At 31.3% G+C, this 22,433-nt stretch carries 21 protein-coding genes; 13 read left to right on the top strand and 8 right to left on the bottom strand.

The window, feature by feature from the left end:
* Positions 1 to 104 precede the first annotated feature (104 nt).
* The 9 genes from ACIQ06_RS02970 to ACIQ06_RS03010 all read left to right on the top strand — a co-directional run bounded on the left by ACIQ06_RS02970 (position 105) and on the right by ACIQ06_RS03010 (position 6,593).
* A complete protein-coding gene (locus ACIQ06_RS02970; RefSeq protein WP_344816974.1) occupies positions 105 to 1,235 on the top strand; it encodes an Mrp/NBP35 family ATP-binding protein in 1,131 nt (376 codons plus the stop codon).
* 76 nt (positions 1,236 to 1,311) lie between these two features.
* Positions 1,312 to 1,551 carry a NifU family protein gene (locus ACIQ06_RS02975; RefSeq protein ID WP_298304821.1) on the top strand — a complete coding sequence of 80 codons (240 nt, stop codon included), beginning with the start codon at positions 1,312 to 1,314 and terminating at the stop codon, positions 1,549 to 1,551.
* 70 nt (positions 1,552 to 1,621) lie between these two features.
* On the top strand, positions 1,622 to 2,674 hold the full coding sequence (locus ACIQ06_RS02980) for an NAD(P)/FAD-dependent oxidoreductase (protein WP_298304818.1): 1,053 nt from the start codon (positions 1,622 to 1,624) through the stop codon (positions 2,672 to 2,674).
* Complete coding sequence (locus tag ACIQ06_RS02985; RefSeq protein ID WP_298175306.1) at positions 2,674 to 3,006, top strand: 2Fe-2S iron-sulfur cluster-binding protein; 333 nt, start codon at positions 2,674 to 2,676, stop codon at positions 3,004 to 3,006. The genes ACIQ06_RS02980 and ACIQ06_RS02985 overlap by 1 nt, the downstream gene beginning before the upstream one ends.
* A 94-nt stretch (positions 3,007 to 3,100) precedes the next feature.
* Positions 3,101 to 3,463: an S-adenosylmethionine decarboxylase family protein gene (locus ACIQ06_RS02990; RefSeq protein WP_298175305.1), complete on the top strand. Its 363-nt coding sequence runs from the start codon at positions 3,101 to 3,103 to the stop codon at positions 3,461 to 3,463.
* On the top strand, positions 3,464 to 4,693 hold the full coding sequence (locus tag ACIQ06_RS02995; protein WP_396143807.1) for a DUF4178 domain-containing protein: 1,230 nt from the start codon (positions 3,464 to 3,466) through the stop codon (positions 4,691 to 4,693).
* Positions 4,690 to 4,875, top strand: a complete 186-nt coding sequence (locus tag ACIQ06_RS03000) for a hypothetical protein (RefSeq protein WP_396143808.1) — start codon at positions 4,690 to 4,692, stop codon at positions 4,873 to 4,875. The genes ACIQ06_RS02995 and ACIQ06_RS03000 overlap by 4 nt, the downstream gene beginning before the upstream one ends.
* A gap of 6 nt (positions 4,876 to 4,881) precedes the next feature.
* Positions 4,882 to 5,097, top strand: coding sequence for a DUF350 domain-containing protein (locus ACIQ06_RS03005; RefSeq protein WP_396143809.1), 216 nt, complete (start codon positions 4,882 to 4,884; stop codon positions 5,095 to 5,097).
* Positions 5,097 to 6,593 carry a polyamine aminopropyltransferase gene (locus ACIQ06_RS03010; RefSeq protein WP_396143810.1) on the top strand — a complete coding sequence of 499 codons (1,497 nt, stop codon included), beginning with the start codon at positions 5,097 to 5,099 and terminating at the stop codon, positions 6,591 to 6,593. The genes ACIQ06_RS03005 and ACIQ06_RS03010 overlap by 1 nt, the downstream gene beginning before the upstream one ends.
* Positions 6,594 to 6,597: 4 nt before the next feature.
* Here the strand turns inward: ACIQ06_RS03010 and ACIQ06_RS03015 are convergent, their stop codons facing one another.
* The 8 genes from ACIQ06_RS03015 to ACIQ06_RS03050 form a co-directional block, all read right to left on the bottom strand.
* Entirely contained in the window at positions 6,598 to 7,296 is a 699-nt protein-coding gene (locus tag ACIQ06_RS03015) for an SGNH/GDSL hydrolase family protein (protein WP_396143811.1), read from the bottom strand.
* The gene (locus ACIQ06_RS03020; RefSeq protein WP_396143812.1) at positions 7,293 to 8,195 is read right to left on the bottom strand and encodes a metallophosphoesterase; all 903 of its coding nucleotides are present in this window, start codon (positions 8,193 to 8,195) and stop codon (positions 7,293 to 7,295) included. Before ACIQ06_RS03020 ends, ACIQ06_RS03015 begins: the two co-directional genes overlap by 4 nt.
* An 83-nt stretch (positions 8,196 to 8,278) precedes the next feature.
* Positions 8,279 to 9,061 (bottom strand): DUF3050 domain-containing protein, encoded by a 783-nt coding sequence (locus tag ACIQ06_RS03025; protein WP_396143813.1) that lies wholly within the window; start codon positions 9,059 to 9,061, stop codon positions 8,279 to 8,281.
* A 109-nt stretch (positions 9,062 to 9,170) separates the two neighbouring features.
* Positions 9,171 to 9,821, bottom strand: a complete 651-nt coding sequence (locus tag ACIQ06_RS03030; protein ID WP_396143814.1) for an HAD family hydrolase — start codon at positions 9,819 to 9,821, stop codon at positions 9,171 to 9,173.
* 74 nt (positions 9,822 to 9,895) lie between these two features.
* Positions 9,896 to 11,074: an acyl-CoA dehydrogenase family protein gene (locus tag ACIQ06_RS03035; RefSeq protein WP_396143815.1), complete on the bottom strand. Its 1,179-nt coding sequence runs from the start codon at positions 11,072 to 11,074 to the stop codon at positions 9,896 to 9,898.
* Between the two features lie 128 nt (positions 11,075 to 11,202).
* Positions 11,203 to 11,916: a tRNA1(Val) (adenine(37)-N6)-methyltransferase gene (locus ACIQ06_RS03040; protein WP_396143816.1), complete on the bottom strand. Its 714-nt coding sequence runs from the start codon at positions 11,914 to 11,916 to the stop codon at positions 11,203 to 11,205.
* Between the two features lie 56 nt (positions 11,917 to 11,972).
* Positions 11,973 to 12,497, bottom strand: coding sequence for a ribosome maturation factor RimM (gene rimM, locus ACIQ06_RS03045; RefSeq protein ID WP_298304784.1), 525 nt, complete (start codon positions 12,495 to 12,497; stop codon positions 11,973 to 11,975).
* Positions 12,498 to 12,509: 12 nt separating this feature from the next.
* Positions 12,510 to 13,136 (bottom strand): 30S ribosomal protein S16, encoded by a 627-nt coding sequence (locus ACIQ06_RS03050; RefSeq protein WP_396143817.1) that lies wholly within the window; start codon positions 13,134 to 13,136, stop codon positions 12,510 to 12,512.
* 178 nt (positions 13,137 to 13,314) lie between these two features.
* Here ACIQ06_RS03050 and ACIQ06_RS03055 point away from each other — a divergent pair, with 178 nt between their 5' ends.
* The 4 genes from ACIQ06_RS03055 to ACIQ06_RS03070 all read left to right on the top strand — a co-directional run bounded on the left by ACIQ06_RS03055 (position 13,315) and on the right by ACIQ06_RS03070 (position 22,432).
* The gene (locus ACIQ06_RS03055; RefSeq protein WP_396143818.1) at positions 13,315 to 14,058 is read left to right on the top strand and encodes a DUF6252 family protein; all 744 of its coding nucleotides are present in this window, start codon (positions 13,315 to 13,317) and stop codon (positions 14,056 to 14,058) included.
* A gap of 135 nt (positions 14,059 to 14,193) precedes the next feature.
* On the top strand, positions 14,194 to 14,568 hold the full coding sequence (locus ACIQ06_RS03060) for an RNA-binding protein (RefSeq protein WP_345091783.1): 375 nt from the start codon (positions 14,194 to 14,196) through the stop codon (positions 14,566 to 14,568).
* Positions 14,569 to 14,739: 171 nt separating this feature from the next.
* Complete coding sequence (gene dnaE, locus ACIQ06_RS03065) at positions 14,740 to 19,299, top strand: DNA polymerase III subunit alpha (protein WP_396143819.1); 4,560 nt, start codon at positions 14,740 to 14,742, stop codon at positions 19,297 to 19,299.
* Between the two features lie 7 nt (positions 19,300 to 19,306).
* The gene (locus ACIQ06_RS03070; RefSeq protein ID WP_396143820.1) at positions 19,307 to 22,432 is read left to right on the top strand and encodes a DUF6493 family protein; all 3,126 of its coding nucleotides are present in this window, start codon (positions 19,307 to 19,309) and stop codon (positions 22,430 to 22,432) included.
* Position 22,433 lies beyond the last annotated feature (1 nt).

Raw genomic sequence — 22,433 nt, forward strand, 5'->3', positions numbered from 1 at the left:
CAATAGAATCAAACTATCTCATTATAACAAAACTTTAAAGCTTGTTACTATCATACTTTTAAACTTCTTACTATCTTTGCAATTCATATTCAGTTTAAATAAAAATGAAGTTAGATAGAAAAGAAATCTTGAAAGCATTAGAAACAATTACTATTGCTGGTGAAGGGAAAAATATGGTTGAAAGTGGTGCGGTTCAAAATGTAATCACTTTTGGCGATGAGGTTGTGGTTGATTTATTGATTTCAACTCCAGCAATGCATATTAAAAAAAGAGCTGAAGACGATATTAAAAAACTAATTCACGAACAATTCTCTCCAGATGCTGTTGTGAAAGTAAATATCAAAGTGGAAGCTAAAGAAAATCCAAACGAAATAAAAGGAAAATCTATTCCAGGAATTAGTAATATTATTGCTGTAGCTTCTGGAAAAGGAGGTGTTGGAAAATCTACAACAACAGCCAATTTAGCCGTTACTTTAGCTAAAATGGGATTCAAAGTTGGAGTTCTTGATGCCGATATTTACGGTCCGAGTATGCCAATAATGTTTGATGTAGAAAACGAAAAACCAATTTCTATAGAAGTTGACGGAAAGTCTAAAATGAAACCAATTGAAAGTTATGAAATCAAATTACTTTCTATCGGATTTTTCACTTCTCCAAGTCAAGCCGTTATTTGGCGTGGACCAATGGCTTCGAAAGCATTAAACCAAATGATTTTTGACGCTGATTGGGGACAATTAGACTTCATGTTAATCGATTTACCTCCAGGGACAGGTGATATACACTTGTCAATTATGCAAGCTTTACCAATAACAGGTGCGGTTGTAGTTAGTACACCTCAAAATGTAGCTTTAGCCGATGCTCGAAAAGGTGTTTCAATGTTCCAAAGTGATGCTATCAATGTTCCAGTTTTAGGAATTATCGAAAATATGGCGTATTTCACACCAGAAGAATTGCCAAATAACAAATATTACATCTTCGGAAAAGAAGGTGCCAAAAATCTTGCAGAAGATTTACAAGTGCCATTCTTAGGAGAAGTTCCATTGGTGCAAAGTATTCGCGAAGCAGGCGATTACGGTCGTCCAGCTGCTTTGCAAACTGCATCGCCATTAGAAAAAATATACGAAGAAATCGCAAGAAATGTGGTTCAAGAAACAGTAAACAGAAACGAAAATCTTGCGCCAACAGAAGCAATCAAAATAACAACAATGGCAGGATGTTCTGCTGTAAAAAAATAGATTTCCAGAGTGTTGGATGATTAGATTTTTAAATATCTAACAATCCAAAAATCTAACAATCCAAAATTCCAAAAAAATGACACACGAAGAATTAACTTTAAATATCGAAAAAGCATTAGAAGAAATCAGACCTTTTTTGAATTCTGATGGTGGTGATATTTCATTGGTTTCTATTGATGAAGAAAAACACGTGAAGGTACGTTTTGAAGGTGCTTGTACAGGTTGTAGTGTAAATCAAATGACTTTAAAGGCAGGAGTTGAAACTACAATAAAAAAGTACGCTCCTCAAATTGAAACAGTTGAAAATATTGCATGATTCTTGTATGATAAAAATCATATTTAAAGACCTTTTCACTTTGTTACTTTGCGACTTTGAAACTTAAAAAATGATCGAAACTGATATACTTATTATAGGCGCGGGTCCAACAGGACTTTTCACCGTTTTTGAAGCTGGACTTTTACAATTAAAATGTCACATTATTGACGCGCTTCCACAACCAGGAGGACAATTGGCAGAGTTATATCCTAAAAAACCAATTTTTGATATTCCGGGTTATCCAGAAGTTTTAGCTGGTGATTTAGTAACCAATTTGATGGAACAAATCAAACAATTTCAACCAGGATTTACTTTGGCTGAAACTGCTGAAACTATTGATAAATTAGAAGACGGAACGTTTATCGTTACTACAAACAAAGGAACAAAACATCACGCCAAAGCGGTTGCTATTGCAGGTGGTTTAGGAACTTTTGAACCAAGAAAACCACAATTAGAAAACATTGCTTTCTACGAAGAAAAAGGAGTAGAATATTTTGTAAAAGATCCAGAATTATTTCGTGATAAACGAATAGTTATTGCAGGTGGCGGAGATTCTGCTTTAGATTGGAGTATTTTCCTTTCCAATGTGGCTTCCGAAGTTACTTTAGTACATAGAAGAAACGAATTCCGTGGTGCTTTAGATTCAGTTGAAAAAGTACAAGAATTGAAAAAACTTGGAAAAATCAACTTGATTACACCGGCAGAAGTTGTTGCCATTAACGGAAAAGACCATGTTGAAAGTATTGTTTTAGAAAACGAAGGCGTTCAACAAGTTTTTGAAACCGATTATTTTATTCCGCTTTTTGGATTGACACCAAAATTAGGAGCCATTGCCAATTGGGGATTAGAAATTGAGAAAAATGCCATCAAAGTTAACAACGCTTTAGATTACCAAACCAATATCGATGGAATTTACGCCATTGGTGACGTAAATACTTATCCAGGAAAATTGAAATTGATTTTATGTGGTTTCCACGAGGCAACTTTAATGTGCCAAAGTGTTTACAACAGAATCAATCCAGGTAAAAAATATGTTTTAAAATATACAACAGTTTCAGGTGTTGACGGATTCGACGGGACTAGAAAAGAAGCTGAAAAAGCAGTTGTAAAATCGATTGACTAATGCCACAAGACGTAACAGTATACATAACCGATAGAAACGGAGAACGACACGAAGTTCAAGCTCCAACCGACATGAATATGAACATCATGGAACTAATTCGCGCCTATGAATTAGCCGAAGAAGGAACCGTTGGTGTTTGCGGCGGAATGGCCATGTGTGCATCATGTCAATGCTATGTTTTAAACGATGTAATTTCATTAGAAAGAAATCCAGATGAAGAAGCCATGCTCTGGGAAGCTTATCATGTAAAAGAAAATTCAAGATTGGGTTGCCAAATTCCAATTACAGAAGCCATCGACGGATTAGAACTCGAAATTGCACCAGAACAATAATAGAAGCGAAAAGAAATTTTCGCTTTTTTTGTAACAAAACAAAATTACTTGCGTAAAATCAACATTAGTTGTTAATTTACAAAAATATCTATAGATGATTCAAAAATCTAGTTTAAATGGATTGCATAAACTCATAACGTTAAAAGTTTTTCATGTTGATAAACTAACAAATAGTGAGGTTTTTATTGAGTTTTCTGAGAAAATTTTAGAAGAATTTCAGCTAGAAAAAGTTGGGATTTCAGTTCATGATTTTGACAATAAAAGTTATACAATTGCAATTTGTTTAAAAGAATCTCATATTTGTATTCATACTTGGCCAGAGTTTATGCAATTAACTCTTGATGTATATTTGTGTAATTATTTTAAAGATAATACAGAAACGGTTAGAGAAATAGTAGAAAAATTTGTTGAATTTTTTGAAGGAGAAATAATTTCAAAGCACGAAATATTCAGATAGATGGAAGTAAGTTGTTTGAGCTGTAATCATGTTTTAAATGTGCAATATGAAGTTTCATATCACTACTATATTTGTGTAAAGTGTTTTTCACTTCATAAGAATGAAAATGGTATTTTAAAATTAAAAAGTTCAAATAAATCTTCATTTAATTATGTAATTCCAATAGGTACAATCGTTGATTTTGAAAATCAAAAATATTGTGTTTCAAATGTTATTTTAAAGAAAGATTTATCAAATGATTCTTGGTTAGAATATGAATTGATTTCTGATAATAATTCTAAAAAATATTTTACTGAAGAAAATGGTAATTGGACTATTTCTGAGGAAATTGAATTGAAGAGTACTGATAAGTTTATAAGAGAAATTTATTATGAAGACATCGATTATAAACTTTACGATCGAGGTAAGTATATTGATTTTTCAGGTGCAGGTTTTTTTGAATATCAAATTGATAAAGATGAAAATATAGAGTATGCTGATTTCATTTGCCCTCCAAGTTTACTTTCAATTGAAATCGAAGATGGAAAACAAACCTCTTTTTTAGGAAAGCACATTTCATCAAAAGAAATTAAAAGTATTTTTAATATTAAATCTGTTCCTACTAAATCTCAAGTTGGAATGGTTCAACCTTTTTATTTCAATTTAAACAACACAATTATTGTGTTTTGTAGTGCCTGTATTTTTATTTTAATTTCTCATTTGTATTTTAGTAATAGTTCTAAAAATCAGTTAGTATATTCTAATGAAATCAATTTGCTTGATAATAATAACAAAGAAATTTCAACAGATGTTTTTGAATTAAAAGGTCCGATTGCTCCTTTAAAAATTTTTATTAATTCAGACGTTGATAATTCTTGGGTTGCAACTGATTTTTCATTGGTAAATCAAACTACAGGTGAATCGTCATATTTTTCCAAAGATATTGAATATTATCACGGATATGAAGGAGGAGAAAACTGGACAGAAGGAGATACAACAGATGAGTTTAATATTTGTGGTGTAAGTTCTGGAAAATATAAAATTACTTTTGTTCCAAGTAAAGACACGAATGATGTTTCTAATTCAAGATTTAAAATTGATGTTTATTGGGATAAAAGTGACAATTGGAATTTTGTTTCAGCTTTTGTTGTTTTTTTAATAATAGTCATAATTTTATTTTTTATTAAAAATAGTTTTGAGCAACGAAGATGGAATGATAGTGATTATTCACCTTATTCAAAAGAAGAATGAAAAAGGCATTAACATATATATCAGAAAATAAATTTGCACTATTAATAAGTTTAATAGTTGTAAGTGGATATTACTATTACACACTTTCAGGAAATAGAATCTGTAATTGTGAAAAAACAGAGCAAGAAAAAAGGTCAAGAGTAAACCGATTTTATAATTCAAATAATTACCAACACAAATAAAAAAATATGGAAGATATCTTATTAAAACCAGTAATCAATTCAGTGTTATATTCAATGTTAGGATTTCTTATCCTTTTAATTTGTTATTATATACTTGAAAAATTAACTCCAGAAAACACATGGAAAGAAATAGTACAAAATAAAAATACTGCATTAGCAATTGTTTTTGCTGCTTTTATTTTAGGTATTTCTCTAATAATTGGTTTTGCAATTCATGGATAATGAAAATTGAAAGACTTGTTTTATTTACCATTTTCATTATTTCAACTTGCGGATTAGTTTATGAGTTAATTGCTGGTGCTTTAGCAAGTTATTTACTTGGCGATTCAATCACTCAATTTTCACTTGTAATAGGGATTTATCTTTTTGCAATGGGAATTGGCTCATATTTTTCAAAATTTATAATAAATAATTTAGTAAATAAATTTATTGAAATTGAATTAATCATTGGATTAATAGGTGGTTTAAGTGCGCCTATACTTTTTCTTATCTTTAATTATGTTGAATATTTTGAGTTCTATTTATATTTTATAGTTTTCATTATAGGATGTTTAGTAGGATTAGAAATTCCAATATTGATGATAATTTTAAAAGACAAATTTCAATTTAATACGCTTGTCTCTAACGTATTTACTTTTGATTATATAGGTGCATTATTGGCTTCAATAGCATTTCCACTTTTTTTTGTGCCACAATTTGGACTAATAAATACCTCATTAATTTTCGGATTATTCAATATTCTGGTGGGAATTGCCATGAGTTTTTTTCTTAAAGAGCACGTAAGAAATGTTTTGTTTTTAAGATTAAAAGGAATTATAATGTTTTTAGTTTTAGTTGTAACTCTTTATTTTTCAGATAATATTATTGCTTTTTCTGAAAAAAGTCTTTACAATGAGAATATCATCATTTCAAAAACAACCAAATATCAAAGATTGGTTTTAACACACGAGCGAAATGATTATAAGCTATATTTAAATAACAATCTACAGTTTAGTTCATTCGATGAATACAGATATCATGAAGCATTTGTACATCCTGCAATTTCTTTTGCAAATAGCATAGAGAATATACTAATTTTAGGTGGTGGTGATGGTATGGCAGCAAGAGAAATTTTAAAGTACAAAGAAGTAAAAAAAATTACTCTAGTTGATTTGGATAAGGAAATGACAGACATTTTTAAAGAAAATCCTTTGTTAAAGAGATTAAATAAAAATTCACTTTTAAATAATAAAGTTAATGTAATTAATAGCGATGCTTTTGTGTGGCTTGATTCAAATTTTGAAAAATATGATATAATTTTTATTGACTTTCCTGATCCTTCCAATTTTAGTCTTGGAAAATTATACTCAACGACATTTTACGATAAAGTAAAAAATCATCTATCTGCCAACGGAATTTTAACTGTTCAATCAACTTCTCCATTTTTTGCTCCAAAATCTTTTTGGTGTATCAATGAAACAATAAAACATTCATTTCAAAACACCAATCCTTATCATGTCTATTTACCTTCTTTTGGTGAATGGGGTTTTAACATGGTTAATAATTCGAAAAAAGCATTAATATTAAAACGAAAAATAAAAGGATTACGATTTTATGATTATGATTGGAATAGTTTAACACATTTTTCAAAAGATATGTTGTCAAAAGAAATTTTGATTAATAGGTTGAATAATCAAAATTTAGTAACTACTTTCAATAAGGAATGGAGTAATTATTAGTTTTTTACAACCCCAAAACCACTTTAGCTTTAGGAAAAATTCTTTCTACAAATTTAGCGTAAGCTATTTCAGATGGATGCAAACCGTCACTGGCAACCAAATTAGGTTGTACTAATCCTTGTCTAGTGATATCAGTTATGTTCACAAAAGTGATATTGTTTTGAATGCAATAATTTTCTGCAAAAGCGTTGTAAGCATCAATTTGCGTTGAAATAGTTGTGTTTCCATTTCCAAAAGGTGTGTAGGCATAGTCTGGTATTGAAACTACAATTACATTTGCTTTTATTCCTTTGGCTTTGGCAATAGCAATGTTTACTAATTCTGGAAATTCTTGTTCATATAGACTGAAAGGTCTGTTTTGATATTGATTGTTAACACCTATTAATAAAGTAACCAAATCATAATCATTTGTTGGATTTTGAGTTGCAATTGCCGATTTTAAATTGGTAGTAGTCCAACCTGTTTGTGCAATAATATTGGTTACAAATACATCTTTAGAAGTAAGATTATTTTTAAGTTCAGTTTGCAATTGGATTGGAAAGCGACAAGTCTCACATACACTTTGTCCTATTGTGTAACTATCACCAAGAGCTAAATATTTAATTGTTTTTCCACTTGATGATGTTTGCACAGTGTCATTTGCTGAACAACTAACAAGCAAAGTAAATAATAGTAAACAACTTATTTTAAGTAAATGTTTCATAATGATTTATACGAAATTAAATCTACTGGAGTTTCAATATATTCTTTTACAATTTGTAAAACACCATCATTATTAGTGTCTATCAACCATTTGACTAAAGCGATTTTGCCGTTTTCTATTTCAATTCCGGTAATATTTCTTGGATGAACACAACTTCCATCATTGAAAAAGTTTAACAAATTTTCATGTGGTTTTGGAAAATGTGGACGATGTGTGTGTCCAACAATTGTGATTTTATTCCCATTATCAGCTATCCACTTTTTGATTCTTCTTTCTACTTTTATGGACTCAAGGTAATTTTTAGCCGGACTAGTTGGGTCTTTTATTCCCCAAACTTGCAAAGGTTTCCACAGAATTCTCACAAAAAAACGATTGAATTTCCAACCAACATAATTGAAAAAATCGGCTTGATGTCCGTGGGTTAAAAATAATTCTTGACCTGTTTCTGAGTTTTCTAAAACGATAGCTTCATGAAATTTTAAATCGGGCATCAAAGGCATTTTTTTTCCTTCGCCTGTATCAAAATATTCTGCAAAATTCTTTTTTACAATAGAAGGATTTCTATAAACCATATCATGATTTCCATAAATCATGTGAAGTTTTTTTTGCAAATAGAATTTCTTTAGTAATAAAAAAACATTTTTGTTGGCTTCCAAAATATCTTTGAAAAATAAATTTTCCCATAGTTCATCACCATCACCAAGTTCTACATATTGAAACCCGTTTTTGTAATATTGGTTTAAAGCGTGAACATAAATATTGCGATTATTGGCAAAATCATCAGCAAAACTTCCATCGCCACGATGACAATCACTAAACAGAATAAATTTATCTTGATTGGTGAATTGAATTCGTTTGGCTTCTTTGTAGGCGCGTGTTAATCTTGTTTGAGATGACATAAGTTTTAAATTCCAATATTTTAAATTCCAAATGGGATTGATAGAAATCAAAAGTAATGAAATTTAATTTATCAAAAGTTGTATTAAACCATTTCTAATTTCTGTTCCACTTGTTCTTCAATAGCATTCCAAAGTCCAATACGTTTTTCAAGTGCATGAACAGAAACTTCTTCAACTTCTTTCCATTTTTGTTCAGAATCACCGCAAAGTTCTGTTACCATTTGCATTGCCATTGGTCCGTGTTCGTCAGCATCCAATTCAATATGACGTTCAAAATAGTAAATCAATTTTGACAAATCGGTTTCAGGAAAATTGTTCTGAAAGTTTTTCAAGATTTCAGTAAACATATTCGGAATTAAATCTTCTCTTCCAAAGGTAAATGCAGCGGCAATTTTGTGCGCTTTTCCTTCTTCAATAACTCTGAAAGTGAAATCTAAAAAGTCTTTAACGTTTGGATGCAAATCACTTTTTTTGATAGATACAAAAATATTTTGGGTAGCTTTAACATTGATTAAAAAATCATGAATTTGTGAAGTGTTTGCACCACATTGTTCCATTGCATCAATGTACATTTCAAAGTGACTTTGACGTAATCCATCTAAAGTTAAATCGGTTTCTTCAGCTACTACAATTTCGTTGATTAAGTATCGTATTTCAGGATTTCCTATTGGTAACCACGGCGTTGTGGTACATGTTAACTTGTTCTGCAAAGCTTTTAACAACGACATAAAATCCCAAACGGCATAGATATGATTTTCTAAAAAGCAGTGAAGATCTTCAATGGTCTTTACTTTCTCATATAATGAATGGGCAAGTAATTGATTTTTATATTCTTGAATATTGTTGTTGATGGTTTGAATAGTCATTGCAATTTTTTTTAGAATTTACGTAAAATAAAACAATTTAGATTTCAAAATACTTTATCAAAAGTAAAAAAGCTCCTCGAAATAGAGAAGCTTTTTATATCAATTTTATTTATTGTTTAATCTGATATTTTAGTAAATTTTCTAATTCGCTCATTGAATAACAAATAGGTATATTTTCGTTTTTGAAACGTTCTTTATTATTATCATTAACAAATCCTATTACATCAAAACCACCGCATTTTGCAGCTTGTATTCCAGTAATGCTATCCTCAATTATTAAACAATCATTAATCTCAAAACCCATATTTTTGGCCGCGTATAAAAAAATATCTGGTTCAGGCTTCCAACTTTTAATCTCATATGAACTGAATATTTTGCCTTCGAAATGATGAATCAACTTTGTAGTTGTTAAATTATTAATTATCTTTTCTACTGGTCCGCTTGAGGCTACACAAAAAGGAATTGTAAGGTTGTTTAAAACGTCATGAACCCCATTTATAGGTTTTAGATAAATTGAAAATTTATGGAAAGATTTTTTTCTAAATTCATCTTCAAAATTATCTGGAAGTGATTTAGAATATTTTGCTTCAATATAATCCAAACTATATTTTAATGATTTTCCAGTAAAATTTTCTAATGCTTCTTCATGAGAGATTTTAATTCCAAGCTCATTTGCCATTTCAGTTAAAACTGAGCTGGATATTGCTTCGCTATCAACTAAAACACCATCACAATCAAAAATAATACACTTGTATTTCATTTAGTTTTTAAAATTGATTAAAAATAAAATGCTTCCCAAAAGATGAGAAGCATTTTTTATTAATAATTTTTATTTTATTTAAAAGCAGGAATGCCTGTAATGTCGGCACCAGTAATTAATAAGTGAATGTCGTGTGTACCTTCATAAGTAATTACAGATTCTAAATTCATACTGTGACGCATGATAGAATATTCTCCTGTAATTCCCATTCCACCTAGAATTTGACGTGCTTCACGAGCGATATGAATTGCCATATCAACATTGTTTCTTTTTGCCATCGAAATTTGAGCAGTAGTAGCTTTTCCTTCATTACGCAAAACTCCTAATCTCCAAGTAAGTAATTGTGCTTTAGTGATTTCTGTAATCATTTCGGCCAATTTCTTTTGTTGTAATTGTGTTCCAGCGATTGGTTTGTCAAATTGAATTCTTTCTTTTGCATAACGCAAAGCAGTATCGTAACAATCCATTGCGGCACCAATTGCACCCCAAGCAATTCCGTATCTAGCAGAATCCAAACACATCATTGGAGCACCAAGACCAGACTTTCCTGGCAATAAATTTTCTTTCGGAACTTTTACATTATCAAAAATTAACTCACCAGTTGCACTTGCACGAAGTGACCATTTGTTATGAGTTTCAGGAGTTGTAAAACCTTCCATACCACGTTCCACAATTAATCCGTGAATTCTTCCTGATTCATCTTTTGCCCAAACTACAGCAACATCTGCGAATGGAGCATTTGAAATCCACATTTTAGCACCATTCAATAAATAATGGTCACCCATATCTTTAAAATTCGTAGTCATTCCACTTGGATTCGAACCATGATCTGGTTCAGTTAATCCAAAACAACCCATGAATTCTCCTGTTGCTAATTTTGGCAAATATTTCATTCTTTGCTCTTCTGTTCCAAATTTCCATATTGGATACATCACTAAAGAAGATTGAACCGATGATGTTGAACGAACACCAGAATCACCTCTTTCTATTTCTTGCATGATTAATCCATAAGAAATTTGGTCTAATCCTGCACCGCCATATTCTTCTGGAATATAAGGTCCAAAACCACCAATTTCTCCTAAACCTTTGATAATTTGTTTTGGGAATTCAGCTCGTTGAGCATAGTCTTCAATAATTGGAGAAACTTCTCTTTTTACCCACGCACGAGCAGAATCTCTAACTAATTTATGTTCTTCTGTTAGCAAATCGTCTAACAAGTAATAATCTGGAGCTTGAAATAAATCTGGTTTCATTTGATTGAAATTTTAATGTTGGCAAAATTACATAAACTAATTTATTATATCATTCAACGAATGTTATAAATTTTCAGAATTTGTTAATTTTTTTACGAAAAAAAGAAAGAATATTATTAAAAGTGAAATTACATCTTCAAGTAGAAATCTTTTGTAAGATTAATGTAATCATCAGTGTATTCATGACGACTGATTTCAATAACCAATTCGTCTGCTGTTAATACAGAAAGTTCGTAACGTTTAAATGCAAGTAAACTTCTAACAATAGGTGTAGCATGTGAGCCTTTTACGCGAGTTAATTTTACAGGAAACAGTTCCACTTCGGCACATAAATCTATAAATCGTTCTTCTTCTTTATAAGGAATAATTACAGCAAAAATTCCGTTTTCTGATAAGAGTAAATCGGCAGCCTCAATCAAATCTTCAAAAGGTAAAGCATCTTGAAATCTTGCCAAATCACGTTGAGAACTGTCAGTTTTATAATCTTCTGAATAAAATGGAGGATTTGAAATTATGATATCATATTCATCTTCGGGTTCATCAACAAATTCATCCAAACCTGCGTGAAAACAAAATAATCTATCAGACCAAGGAGAATTTTCGAAGTTTTCCACACATTGTTCGTAGGCTTCCTCATCAATTTCTAAAGAATCAATTTGTTCAGCATTACTCCTTTGTGCCAACATTAAAGAAAGAATTCCAGTTCCAGCTCCAATATCCAAAACCGAAAAAGGGTTGTTATCAATCGGACACCAAGCGCCAAGTAAAACGCCATCTGTGCCAATTTTCATAGCACATTTGTCTTGTTGAACTGAAAACTGTTTGAATTTGAATGTTGACATTTTTTGTAAAAGATAAAATCTAAGGAGTCTAAAAATCCAACAATCTAAAAATCTAATTAAAGATACATTTCCACCAATCCTTCTGGTAAATCCATAATTACTTTCTTGTTCTCTCTATCGATTTTAACCAAAAATTGGTCAATCATAGGGACAAGTATTTCAACATTGCCATTGATTACTTCAAAAAGTGGTTGAGCTGAGGTATCGTTTATTGAAACAATTTTTCCAAAAACTCCTAAACGTTGGTCTTCAATTTCGAAACCGATAACTTCATGAAAGTAGAATTTGTTGCCTTCAAGTTTTGGCAACATATTTAAAGGAAGATAAATTTCGCAACCCATAATAGAATCAGCTTCTGCTTCATCATCGACATCTTCAAATTTCACTCGAAGAAAATCGCCTTTGTGTAGATTACAATTTTCAATAAAAAATGGAACCAGATTTTTGTTGTATTCAACAAAAACTGATTCCATATCTTCATATAACTCTGGTTCGTCAGTATCTAAATAGATAAGGACTTCACCTTTAAAACTAAATTTTTTAGCGATTTTGCCTAAGTAGAAACAATCTTCTTTACGCATTATCGCAACAAATTAAGCTTCTGTTTCTTCGCTAGCTTCCTCAGCAGCTGGAGCTTCTTCTACTGCAGGAGTTTCCTCAACAGCAACTTCAGCAGCTGGAGTTTCCTCAACAGCAACTTCAGCAACAACCTCTTCGGCAACTTCAGCAACTTCTTCTTCTACAACTTCTGGAGCTTCAGCAGCTTTCAATGCTTCAGCAGCAGCGTTTGCACGTTTTTCGTTTGCAGCAACTTCAGCTTTTAATGCTTTAGCTTTAGCTTCAGCTTGTTTTTTAGACAATCCGTCTTTTTTAGCGTCAACTTTTCCAGCTTTTTCATCAATCCAAGCAGCTAATTTTGCATCAGCTTGTTCTTGAGTTAAAGCACCTTTACGAACTCCACCATCTAGGTGATGTTTCAATAAAGCACCTTTGTAAGAAAGAATTGCTCTAGCAGTATCTGTTGGTTGAGCACCATTGTGTAACCATTGTACCGCTTGGTCAAGGTTTAAATCAATAGTTGCAGGATTTGTGTTTGGATTGTAAGTTCCTAATTTTTCAAGGAATCTACCATCTCTTTTTGCGCGAGCATCAGCCGCTACGATCCAGTAAAATGGTTTTTGTTTTTTACCGTGTCTTTGTAATCTAATTTTTACTGACATAATCTTTTTGATTAAATTTTGAGGTACTCGACCTCGATTAATTAAGGGTGCAAAGATATAAAATTTTTTCATTCAAACTAATACAATTAAAAAAAATACTTTTTCATCGATTTTTAGTTAAAAAAAATAGCTTAATTCGTGAAAAAAACTATTTTTGTGGTTGTAATACATATTCAAAATGAAAAAATTAGTTACCTTATTAGTAGTTACACTTGCTTTGGCATCATGTAGTGAAGAAGTTAAATTTAGTAATCCTGCATTTCAGGCTTACAGAGATGATGTTTTTTTTAATGGGATTGATGTAAAAGCATATAGGTCATCTAATGGAGCTTTAACTTTGGTAGCTCTTGCGCAGGATGAAGAAGTAGAAATTGATATTGCTAGTGGAGCTAAAGGAACGTATTATTTAGGCACAACAAATCTAAATACCATGGCATCTTATTCTTCATCATTTGATGATGTTAATTTGAATTATGAAACTAAAATCATAAATGGACCTGTTGCTAGAATGAATTCGCAAATGTTCGCTGGAGGTTCTGGATATACGCCTGATTGTGTTTTGTTAGATGGAGGCTATGCATGTAATAGTTCTCATGCAACTACAGGAGGTTCTGGTTCTGGATTAACATTAAGTGTAATAACAAATACTAGTGGTGTTGTAACATCCGTTAAAGTTGCTTCTCCAGGAAATGGCTACAAAGCAGGAGATTTAATAACAATTACAGGTGGTGGAAATAACGCTAAAGTTAGAGTTTTAAATGTAGAAGGAAGTAATGGAGAAGTTGTTATCACAGAAAACACAGGCGCTACTGTTACTGGAACATTTAAATTTAATGCTATAAATTTAGGCGCAGTTGGTTCACCTTTAGTTAATTTTCAATATGGTACTTTTTATAAAATTCCAATAGTTCCAGCACCATAAAAAAATATAAGATATTTATAAAAAGTCGTTCCTAATTTAGGAACGACTTATTTGTTAAAATAATAATTAATACCTAATTAATAGTGGATTACATTTTATTTAGCTTATCTTTGACAGGAATTTTAAAATAAAATTATGAACATTTTTGTTGGAAGTCTTCCTTGGAGTATTGAGGAAGCAGATTTAAGAGAGTCTTTTGAAGTGTACGGATCGGTTAGTTCTGTTAAAATTATTACTGATAAATTTACTGGAAGAAGTAAAGGTTTCGGTTTTGTTGAAATGGAAAGCGATGAAGAAGCTGAAAAAGCAATTACTGAATTGAATGGTGCTACTGTAGAAGGTCGTACAATTGTAGTAAACAAATCAGAACCAAAACCAGAAGGAGAAAGAAAATCTTTTTCTAACAACCGTCCAAGTGGTGGTGGTTACAATGGTGGTGGTAATTCTCGTGGTGGTGGTTCAAGCTACAACGATAGAAACAGTGGTGGCGGTAACAGAGGAAGATACTAGTTTTTCAAACTTATTATACTACAAAAACCATTCGAGAATTCGGATGGTTTTTTTTGTTTTTGTTAATAACTAAAATTGACAATCTCTTCCTTAAAATGTACTTTTGAAAATGTAATTATTAATTAGTTTTTTCTTGCTAATTACTATTCACTTATCACTAATTACTTTCAAATGTATTTAATATTCGACACCGAAACCACAGGATTACCAAAAAGTTGGGCAGCACCAATTTCTGATACAGACAATTGGCCAAGATGTATTCAAATTGCATGGCAGTTGCACGACGATATGGGAAATCTTGTTGAACATCAAGATTATCTTATCAATCCAGAAGGTTTCAATATTCCTTACGATGCCGAAAGAATACACGGAATTTCTACCGAATTAGCTCAAGAACAAGGAATCCAACTTAAAGAAATGTTGGAGAAATTCAACATAGCGTTATCCAAAGCTAAATATATTGTCGGACAAAACGTTGGGTTTGATATCAACATCATGGGTTGCGAATTCTACCGAATGGGAATCAGTTCTCCAATGTCGCAAATGCCGATTTTAGATACTTGTACCGAAGTTACCGCATCGTTATTAAAACTTCCAGGTGGACGTGGCGGAAAATTTAAATTACCTACATTAACAGAATTACATCAATACCTTTTCAACGAACCATTTGCAGAAGCACATAACGCAACTGCCGACGTTGAAGCTACAACACGTTGTTTCTTAGAATTAATTCGTACAGAAGTTTTTACCAAAGAAGAACTTGATGTTGAACCAGAATATTTTGAAGATTTTCAATTAAAAAATCCAAGATCAATTCAGCTTATTGGATTAAAACATATCAACCTCAAAGAAGCTTCTGAACAAATCAGAAAAAAACTTCAAAAAAGTGGAGAAGAAACGGTTCAAACATCTATTTCTGATGCTGATAAAAAAGATTTTAAACAATCTCGATTTGCTCATTTACACAATCATTCCCAGTTTTCTGTTTTACAATCTACCATCGGAATTCCTTCGTTAGTTGCTGCTGCTGCAAAAACAAAAATGCCTGCTGTAGCCATGACCGATACCGGAAATATGATGGGTGCTTTCCATTTTGTAAGTGCAGTTATGAATCACAATAAATCAGTAAAACCAAAAATTGAAGCAGCAATTGAAAACGGAGAAGAACCATCTGACAATGAAATTATTCCAATTGTAGGTTGTGAGTTCAATATTTGTGACAATCATAAAGATAAAACCAAAAAAGATAACGGCTATCAAGTAGTATTTTTAGCTAAGAATAAAAAAGGCTATCACAATTTAGCCAAAATGTCTTCTATCGCCTACATCGATGGTTTTTATTACGTTCCTAGAATTGATAAATCAGTAGTAGAGCAATACAAAGAAGATATCATTGTTTTATCAGGAAATTTATATGGCGAAATTCCTAGTAAAATTTTAAATGTTGGAGAAAATCAAGCTGAAGAAGCACTAATTTGGTGGAAAGAACAATTTGGAGATGATTTTTATTTAGAAATCATGCGCCACAATCAAGAGGACGAAAATCGTGTCAACAAAACCTTGATTGAGTTTTCACAAAAGCACAAAGTAAAATTAGTTGCTACAAATAATACTTACTACGTAAATAAGGAAGATGCAAACGCACACGATATTTTATTATGTGTAAAAGATGGTGAAAAACAAGCCACACCAATAGGTAGAGGTAGAGGTTATCGTTATGGATTGCCCAATCAGGAATATTATTTCAAATCGGAAGACGAGATGAAAAAATTGTTTACTGATTTACCTGAAGCCATCATCAATGTTCAAGAAATTATTGATAAAGTTGAAACGTATTCGTTGTATCGCGATGTATTACTTCCAAAATTTACTATTCCTGAAGAATTTTTAAATCCAGAAGATGAAGCTGATGGTGGAGTAAGAGGTGAAAATGCCTATTTACGTCATTTAACCATGCAAGGTGCGCAAAAACGTTATGGCGAAATTACTCCAGAAATTCAAGAGCGATTGGATTTTGAATTACTAACAATTTCTAATTCGGGTTATCCTGGCTATTTCTTAATTGTACAAGATTTCATTGCCGAAGCTAGAAAAATGGATGTTTCTGTTGGTCCAGGTCGTGGTTCTGCAGCAGGTTCTGCGGTGGCTTATTGTTTAGGAATTACCAATATTGACCCAATTAAATATGATTTACTTTTTGAGAGATTCTTAAATCCAGACAGGGTTTCAATGCCCGATATTGATATTGATTTCGACGATGAAGGTCGTGGTCGTGTTATGGATTACGTAATCAATAAATACGGTTCCAATCAAGTTGCTCAAATTATCACTTATGGTAAAATGGCAACCAAATCGGCTATTCGTGATACCGCTCGTGTATTGGATTTACCACTTTTTGAAGCCGATAGAATTGCAAAATTAATTCCAGGAATGATGCCTTCCAAATGGAATTTGGCGCGTTTCATTTCTGAAAAAGAAGAAGACGTCAAAAAAGCATTACGTTCCGATGAATTTGATAGAGTAAAAGAATTAATCGCGATTGCTAACGACGGAGAATTGTCAGGTGAAACCATTCAGCAAGCTAAAGTTTTGGAAGGTTCGCTTCGTAATACAGGAATTCACGCTTGCGGTGTGATTATTACGCCAAGTGATATTACGAATTTTGTTCCAGTTACAACAGCCAAAGATTCTGAATTATATGTAACCCAATTTGATAACTCGGTAGCTGAAAGTGCCGGATTATTAAAAATGGACTTCTTGGGTTTGAAAACCCTTACCTTAATAAAAGACACAGTCAAATTAGTAAAATACAGAACCGGAATTCAATTAGATCCAGATACTTTTCCAATTGATGATGTTAAGACTTATGAATTATTCCAAAGAGGTGAAACGGTTGGGATTTTCCAATACGAGTCGCCTGGAATGCAGAAATACCTTCGCGATTTAAAACCCACTGTTTTTGGAGATTTAATTGCTATGAACGCACTTTATCGTCCTGGACCATTGGAATATATTCCTTCTTTCGTTCGTAGAAAAAATGGGGAAGAAGAAATAAAATACGATTTAGATGCTTGCGAAGAATACTTGGGAGAAACCTACGGAATTACAGTTTATCAAGAGCAGGTAATGCTTTTGTCACAATCGTTAGCCGATTTCTCTAAAGGTGATGCCGACGTTTTGCGTAAAGCAATGGGTAAAAAAGACCGACCAACATTGGATAAAATGAAACCAAAATTTGTCGAACAAGCTGCTGCAAAAGGTCATGATGCTAAAATTTTGGAAAAAATTTGGAAGGATTGGGAAGCTTTTGCAAGTTATGCATTTAATAAATCGCACTCCACATGTTACGCTTGGATTGCTTATCAAACAGCTTATTTAAAAGCACATTATCCAGCAGAATATATGGCTGCGGTGCTTTCCAATAATATGAACGATATCAAGCAAGTTTCGTTCTTTATGGAAGAATGTAAGCGCATGGGATTGCAAGTTCTTGGTCCAGACGTTAATGAATCATTTTATAAATTTACGGTAAACGAAAACAATGCCGTGCGTTTCGGAATGGGTGCCGTTAAAGGCGTTGGAGCCAATGCTGTGGATACTATTGTTCAAAGCAGAAAAGATGCGCCTTACAAGTCGATATTTGATTTGGCTAAAAAAATTGATTTGCGTTCAGCTAATAAAAAAGCTTTTGAAAGTTTGGCCTATGCCGGAGGATTTGATTGTTTTACTGATACACATCGTGCGCAATATTTCCACATTGAAGGAGAAGGAATTACATTTTTAGAAAAAGCCATGCGTTTTGGTTCCAAATTTCAAGAAAATGAAAATTTATCACAAGTGAGTTTATTTGGTGAAGCTAGTGATGTTCAAATTGCCGAACCAGTTGTGCCACCATGTGAAGAATGGAGCACAATGGAAAAATTAGCCAAAGAAAAAGAAGTTGTCGGAATATACATTTCGGGACATCCGCTTGACGATTATCGATTTGAAATGAATTATTTCTGTAATGTTAAGTTGACTCATTTAAAAAGTTTAGGAAACCTAATTGGTAAAAATCTAACCTTTGGAGGTATCGTAACAAATGTGCAATATCGAACAGGAAAAAACGGTAAAGATTGGGCAATGTTCACTCTAGAAGGATATGACGAAAGTTATGATTTTAGAATTTTTGATGAAGAGTATTTGAAATTCCGTCATTTCTTAGTGAATAATCAGTTTATTTATTTTAAGATTAATGTAAAAGATGGTTGGGTAAACCGCGAAACCGGAAAGAAATCTGATCCGCGAATCACTTTTCTTGATGCCAAATTATTAGCTGATGTTTTACCAACTTTTGCCAAAAAATTAGCAGTTCAAATCAATATTAAAGATATAAAACAAGATTTAATTCAACAATTGAGTGCTGTTTTTCAACAAAATGAAGGCGATAAGCAAGTAGATTTTGAAGTAGTAGAAACCGAAATTGTTAAAAGAACGATAGAAACTGTTGCTGCTCCAATGCCAATTCCTTCAGCTGAATTAACTGATGATGAATCAGAGGCAGAAGACGAAATCATTGAAGTTGAAACCGATAATGAAGAAGAAGTTGCGATGGAAATCACCAAAACAGAAGTTGAGGAAATACGCAAAATAACTTCATTAGAAATGAAAAGCAGAAAGCTAAAAGTGAAAATTTCAAAAGAATTATTGGAGCAATTAGAGAAGTTGCAAGTGAATTTTAAATTGAATTAATAGAAATATGGAATGGATTCGTTTTTATAAAAATAAAAATGGTTTTTCTCAAATTATAGAAAAGAGAGAAAATGTGGTTTTGTATTCAAGTTTTAATGATTTTTATACATACAATTTTGATAATGAATCTGAAGCAATTATATATTTCAAAAACAAGGAAAAAGAACTTTTAAAAGAAGGTTTTAAAGTTATTCAATTTAATGTCATTCAACTTCCTGAGCAATTAAACTCGTTTGAACATGCAATAGAATTTTACAATAAAATTTTAGAAGCAGAAGCAATTTTCTCTGTTTTTGATTTTTTAAAATTAATTGATAAAAGTATTAAATCACAATTTGTAAAAGAATTAAAATTATACAGAAAATTTCTCAATGAATTTAATGAAGAGAGAGGACTTTGGGGTAAAAGAGGAACGGATATTCAAATAGATATTGTTGCTATGTCAGCAATGGCATTAATGAGTAAAACCGATGTAAAATCTTGGACTGAAGTTTATTCACTACTAAAAAATGTTAAGTTAAGTTTTGTTGAAAATATTATAATTCATTTTAAACCAAATTGGTTAAATGATTTTGTTCTCGAACAAACACTTAAATCGGAATGGGGAAGAATCAGCTATCAGCAACTACTTTATCTTGAAGAAAAAAAATACATTAATTACAATCAAGAACTTTTTGCATTATGTCTTTCAAATATTGAATTTTGGGGTTATAGTAAAGTAATCGAGGCAAATTTTCTCTTTGAAAATAAATTGTCTTACCAAAGAGATATTCCTCTATTGTTTGATTATCCAACCAATATAAATAATTATTCTACAAAATTTATTGAAGGTGAAAAGCAAGAAAAAGCATGGATTTCTATCATAGAATTGTTGGTTGCTCAAGGAAAAATTGATCGAAACTTTGTGATAGAAAAATGTATAGATATTCAAGCTAAAAATTGGAATAATGGACAATTAGGATTTTTCAGAACATTGTTAGAAAATCTGAAGCCAACGAATCAAGAATTGATTTCATTTCAAAATCAGTTGTTTTTATTACTTCCAATATCCAATAAAATTGTTTTTAATTTTGCTGTAAAAACCATAAAAAAAATTGCTTTTGACGACGACGCATTTAATAAGTCTGAGTTTTTAGAATGGACATCAAGCATTTTAAGTAATTTTGATGCTAAAACGAGCATAATTTCTATTCTTCAAATTTTTGAAAAATATGCCAAACTTGATTCCAGTTTGATACCAATAATTCTTCAAAAAACCACTGAAGTTTTTATAATAAACGATTATGAAGTACAGCAAAGAGCATCTAATTTAATTGTAAAATATGCTAATAAAGAAGATGTTGAACTAATTGAGAATTTATCTATATACAAGAGCCAAATGATAGGTTCTATAGCTAAAGATTTGTCTTTTTTGATTGGAGAAAGCGATGCAGAATTCGAAGATTTTCAAATGGATAATTTTCATGATGAAAAAACAGCATTTGAATTTGGAAAAATTTCAGTTTTTGAGAATTGGGATGATATTTTTTACGCTATCGGAAACGCAATAAATTCAAATAATCCAATTGATTTTGAATTGGTTTTAAATGCTTTTTTAACTCAAAAAGACTTGTTTCCATCTGATTTTTCTGAAAAATTGAAAATATATAATAAGTCAGCAAGCGAAAATTATAAAGGAAAAGCAGCTCGATATGATTTGACAGTTTTGATTAATTTAATTCTGAATAATGGAGCAAGTAAAGTTAATTTTTCAGACGATGATGAATCCAATAAACTGCTCTTAATAAGAAAGCATTTGATAGAATATATTTTGAACCTTTATAATTCTAAAAAGAATGTTTCGATGTTATCTATGCCAACGCATTATCCTTGTTTTATTGAAGCAAATACTTTGTTGGAACGATTGATAAATTATGAAATAAAGAATGTAAAAATCAACCATTATGATTTGATGATTGCCATCAATAGAATGATTAGGAAATTTGATTCAGAATCGTCAGTATTGATTAATAAACTATCAGAAAAATATAAAAATCTTTTTGAAATAATATCCGAACAAAATGATGAAGTAGCTTTAGAGAAAGCAAATAATCTCTTGTCTCAAAATAAATCTCAAGGGAAAAGAAATGTATTTCAAAAAGCTGTTAGTTTTGTTGCACAACAACACAAAAAACTCGATAAAGTTTCAGAAAACATTCTGTTAAATCAATTTGAAATAACAGATAAATCATTTTACGATTGCGCAATTATGACTTCACGTTTGCGTCTGCCTTTTCATCATTTTGATGCTTTGCAAAACTCAATTTACAAAGATATTCCTTTTGCATTTTCAGATTGTAAGGCTAATTTGTCAAATGAATCAGTTGTTTACACTTATCTAGATTATTATAGAACAACCAAGTATGAAGAGAAAATAGAGTTAGTTTCTAATTTTAAAACAACTAACGAAAAAACTTATTTTTATTATTCATACAACATCAAAAACCCAAAAACGAAATATACTGATTATTGGGAATATGCCTATAATTATTCAGAAGGTTTAAGTGTTTATGACATCAAGACTTATTTTGGATTGATGCCTTTTTACACCGAACCAATTTTTGCAGCATTATATAAAGATGAGTACAGAAGAGCTAGTTTTTTCTCAGAAATAACTTCTTCTGAAGTATTGAAAACGATGCTTCAACCTTATTTTAACATAGGTTATTTTTCCAATTGGTTCTTAGTCTGTTCACAATTGGCAGACAAGAAAGAGATACGCTTACTTTCTTCAGAAGTTGTCCTGCATCTTATTGAAAATAAGCAATTAGATTGGGAAGAGTTTACTCTAAGAATTATTGAATTGCACCAATCAAAATATGCTACCATTCAACGTTATATAGAGAATTTATCAATGTTAAAAAATGTGAGTTCTTTGCATAATAATTTTTTAATATTTACAATTGAAAAACTTTTAATAGCCTTTACAAAAGAAGAAAAAGCGCCAACAAATACCAAGAAGTTAGTTGAAACTTTATATGATTTAAAAGTGAAATCTAATGAGTCTTTATCAGAAGAATTGAAAGCATCTCTTGAAAAGTGGAAACATAACGCAACATTAAAAAAACTAATTGACAACCTTTTAAAATTATAAT

The organism is Flavobacterium sp. (assembly GCF_044341265.1).
Classification (GTDB): domain Bacteria; phylum Bacteroidota; class Bacteroidia; order Flavobacteriales; family Flavobacteriaceae; genus Flavobacterium.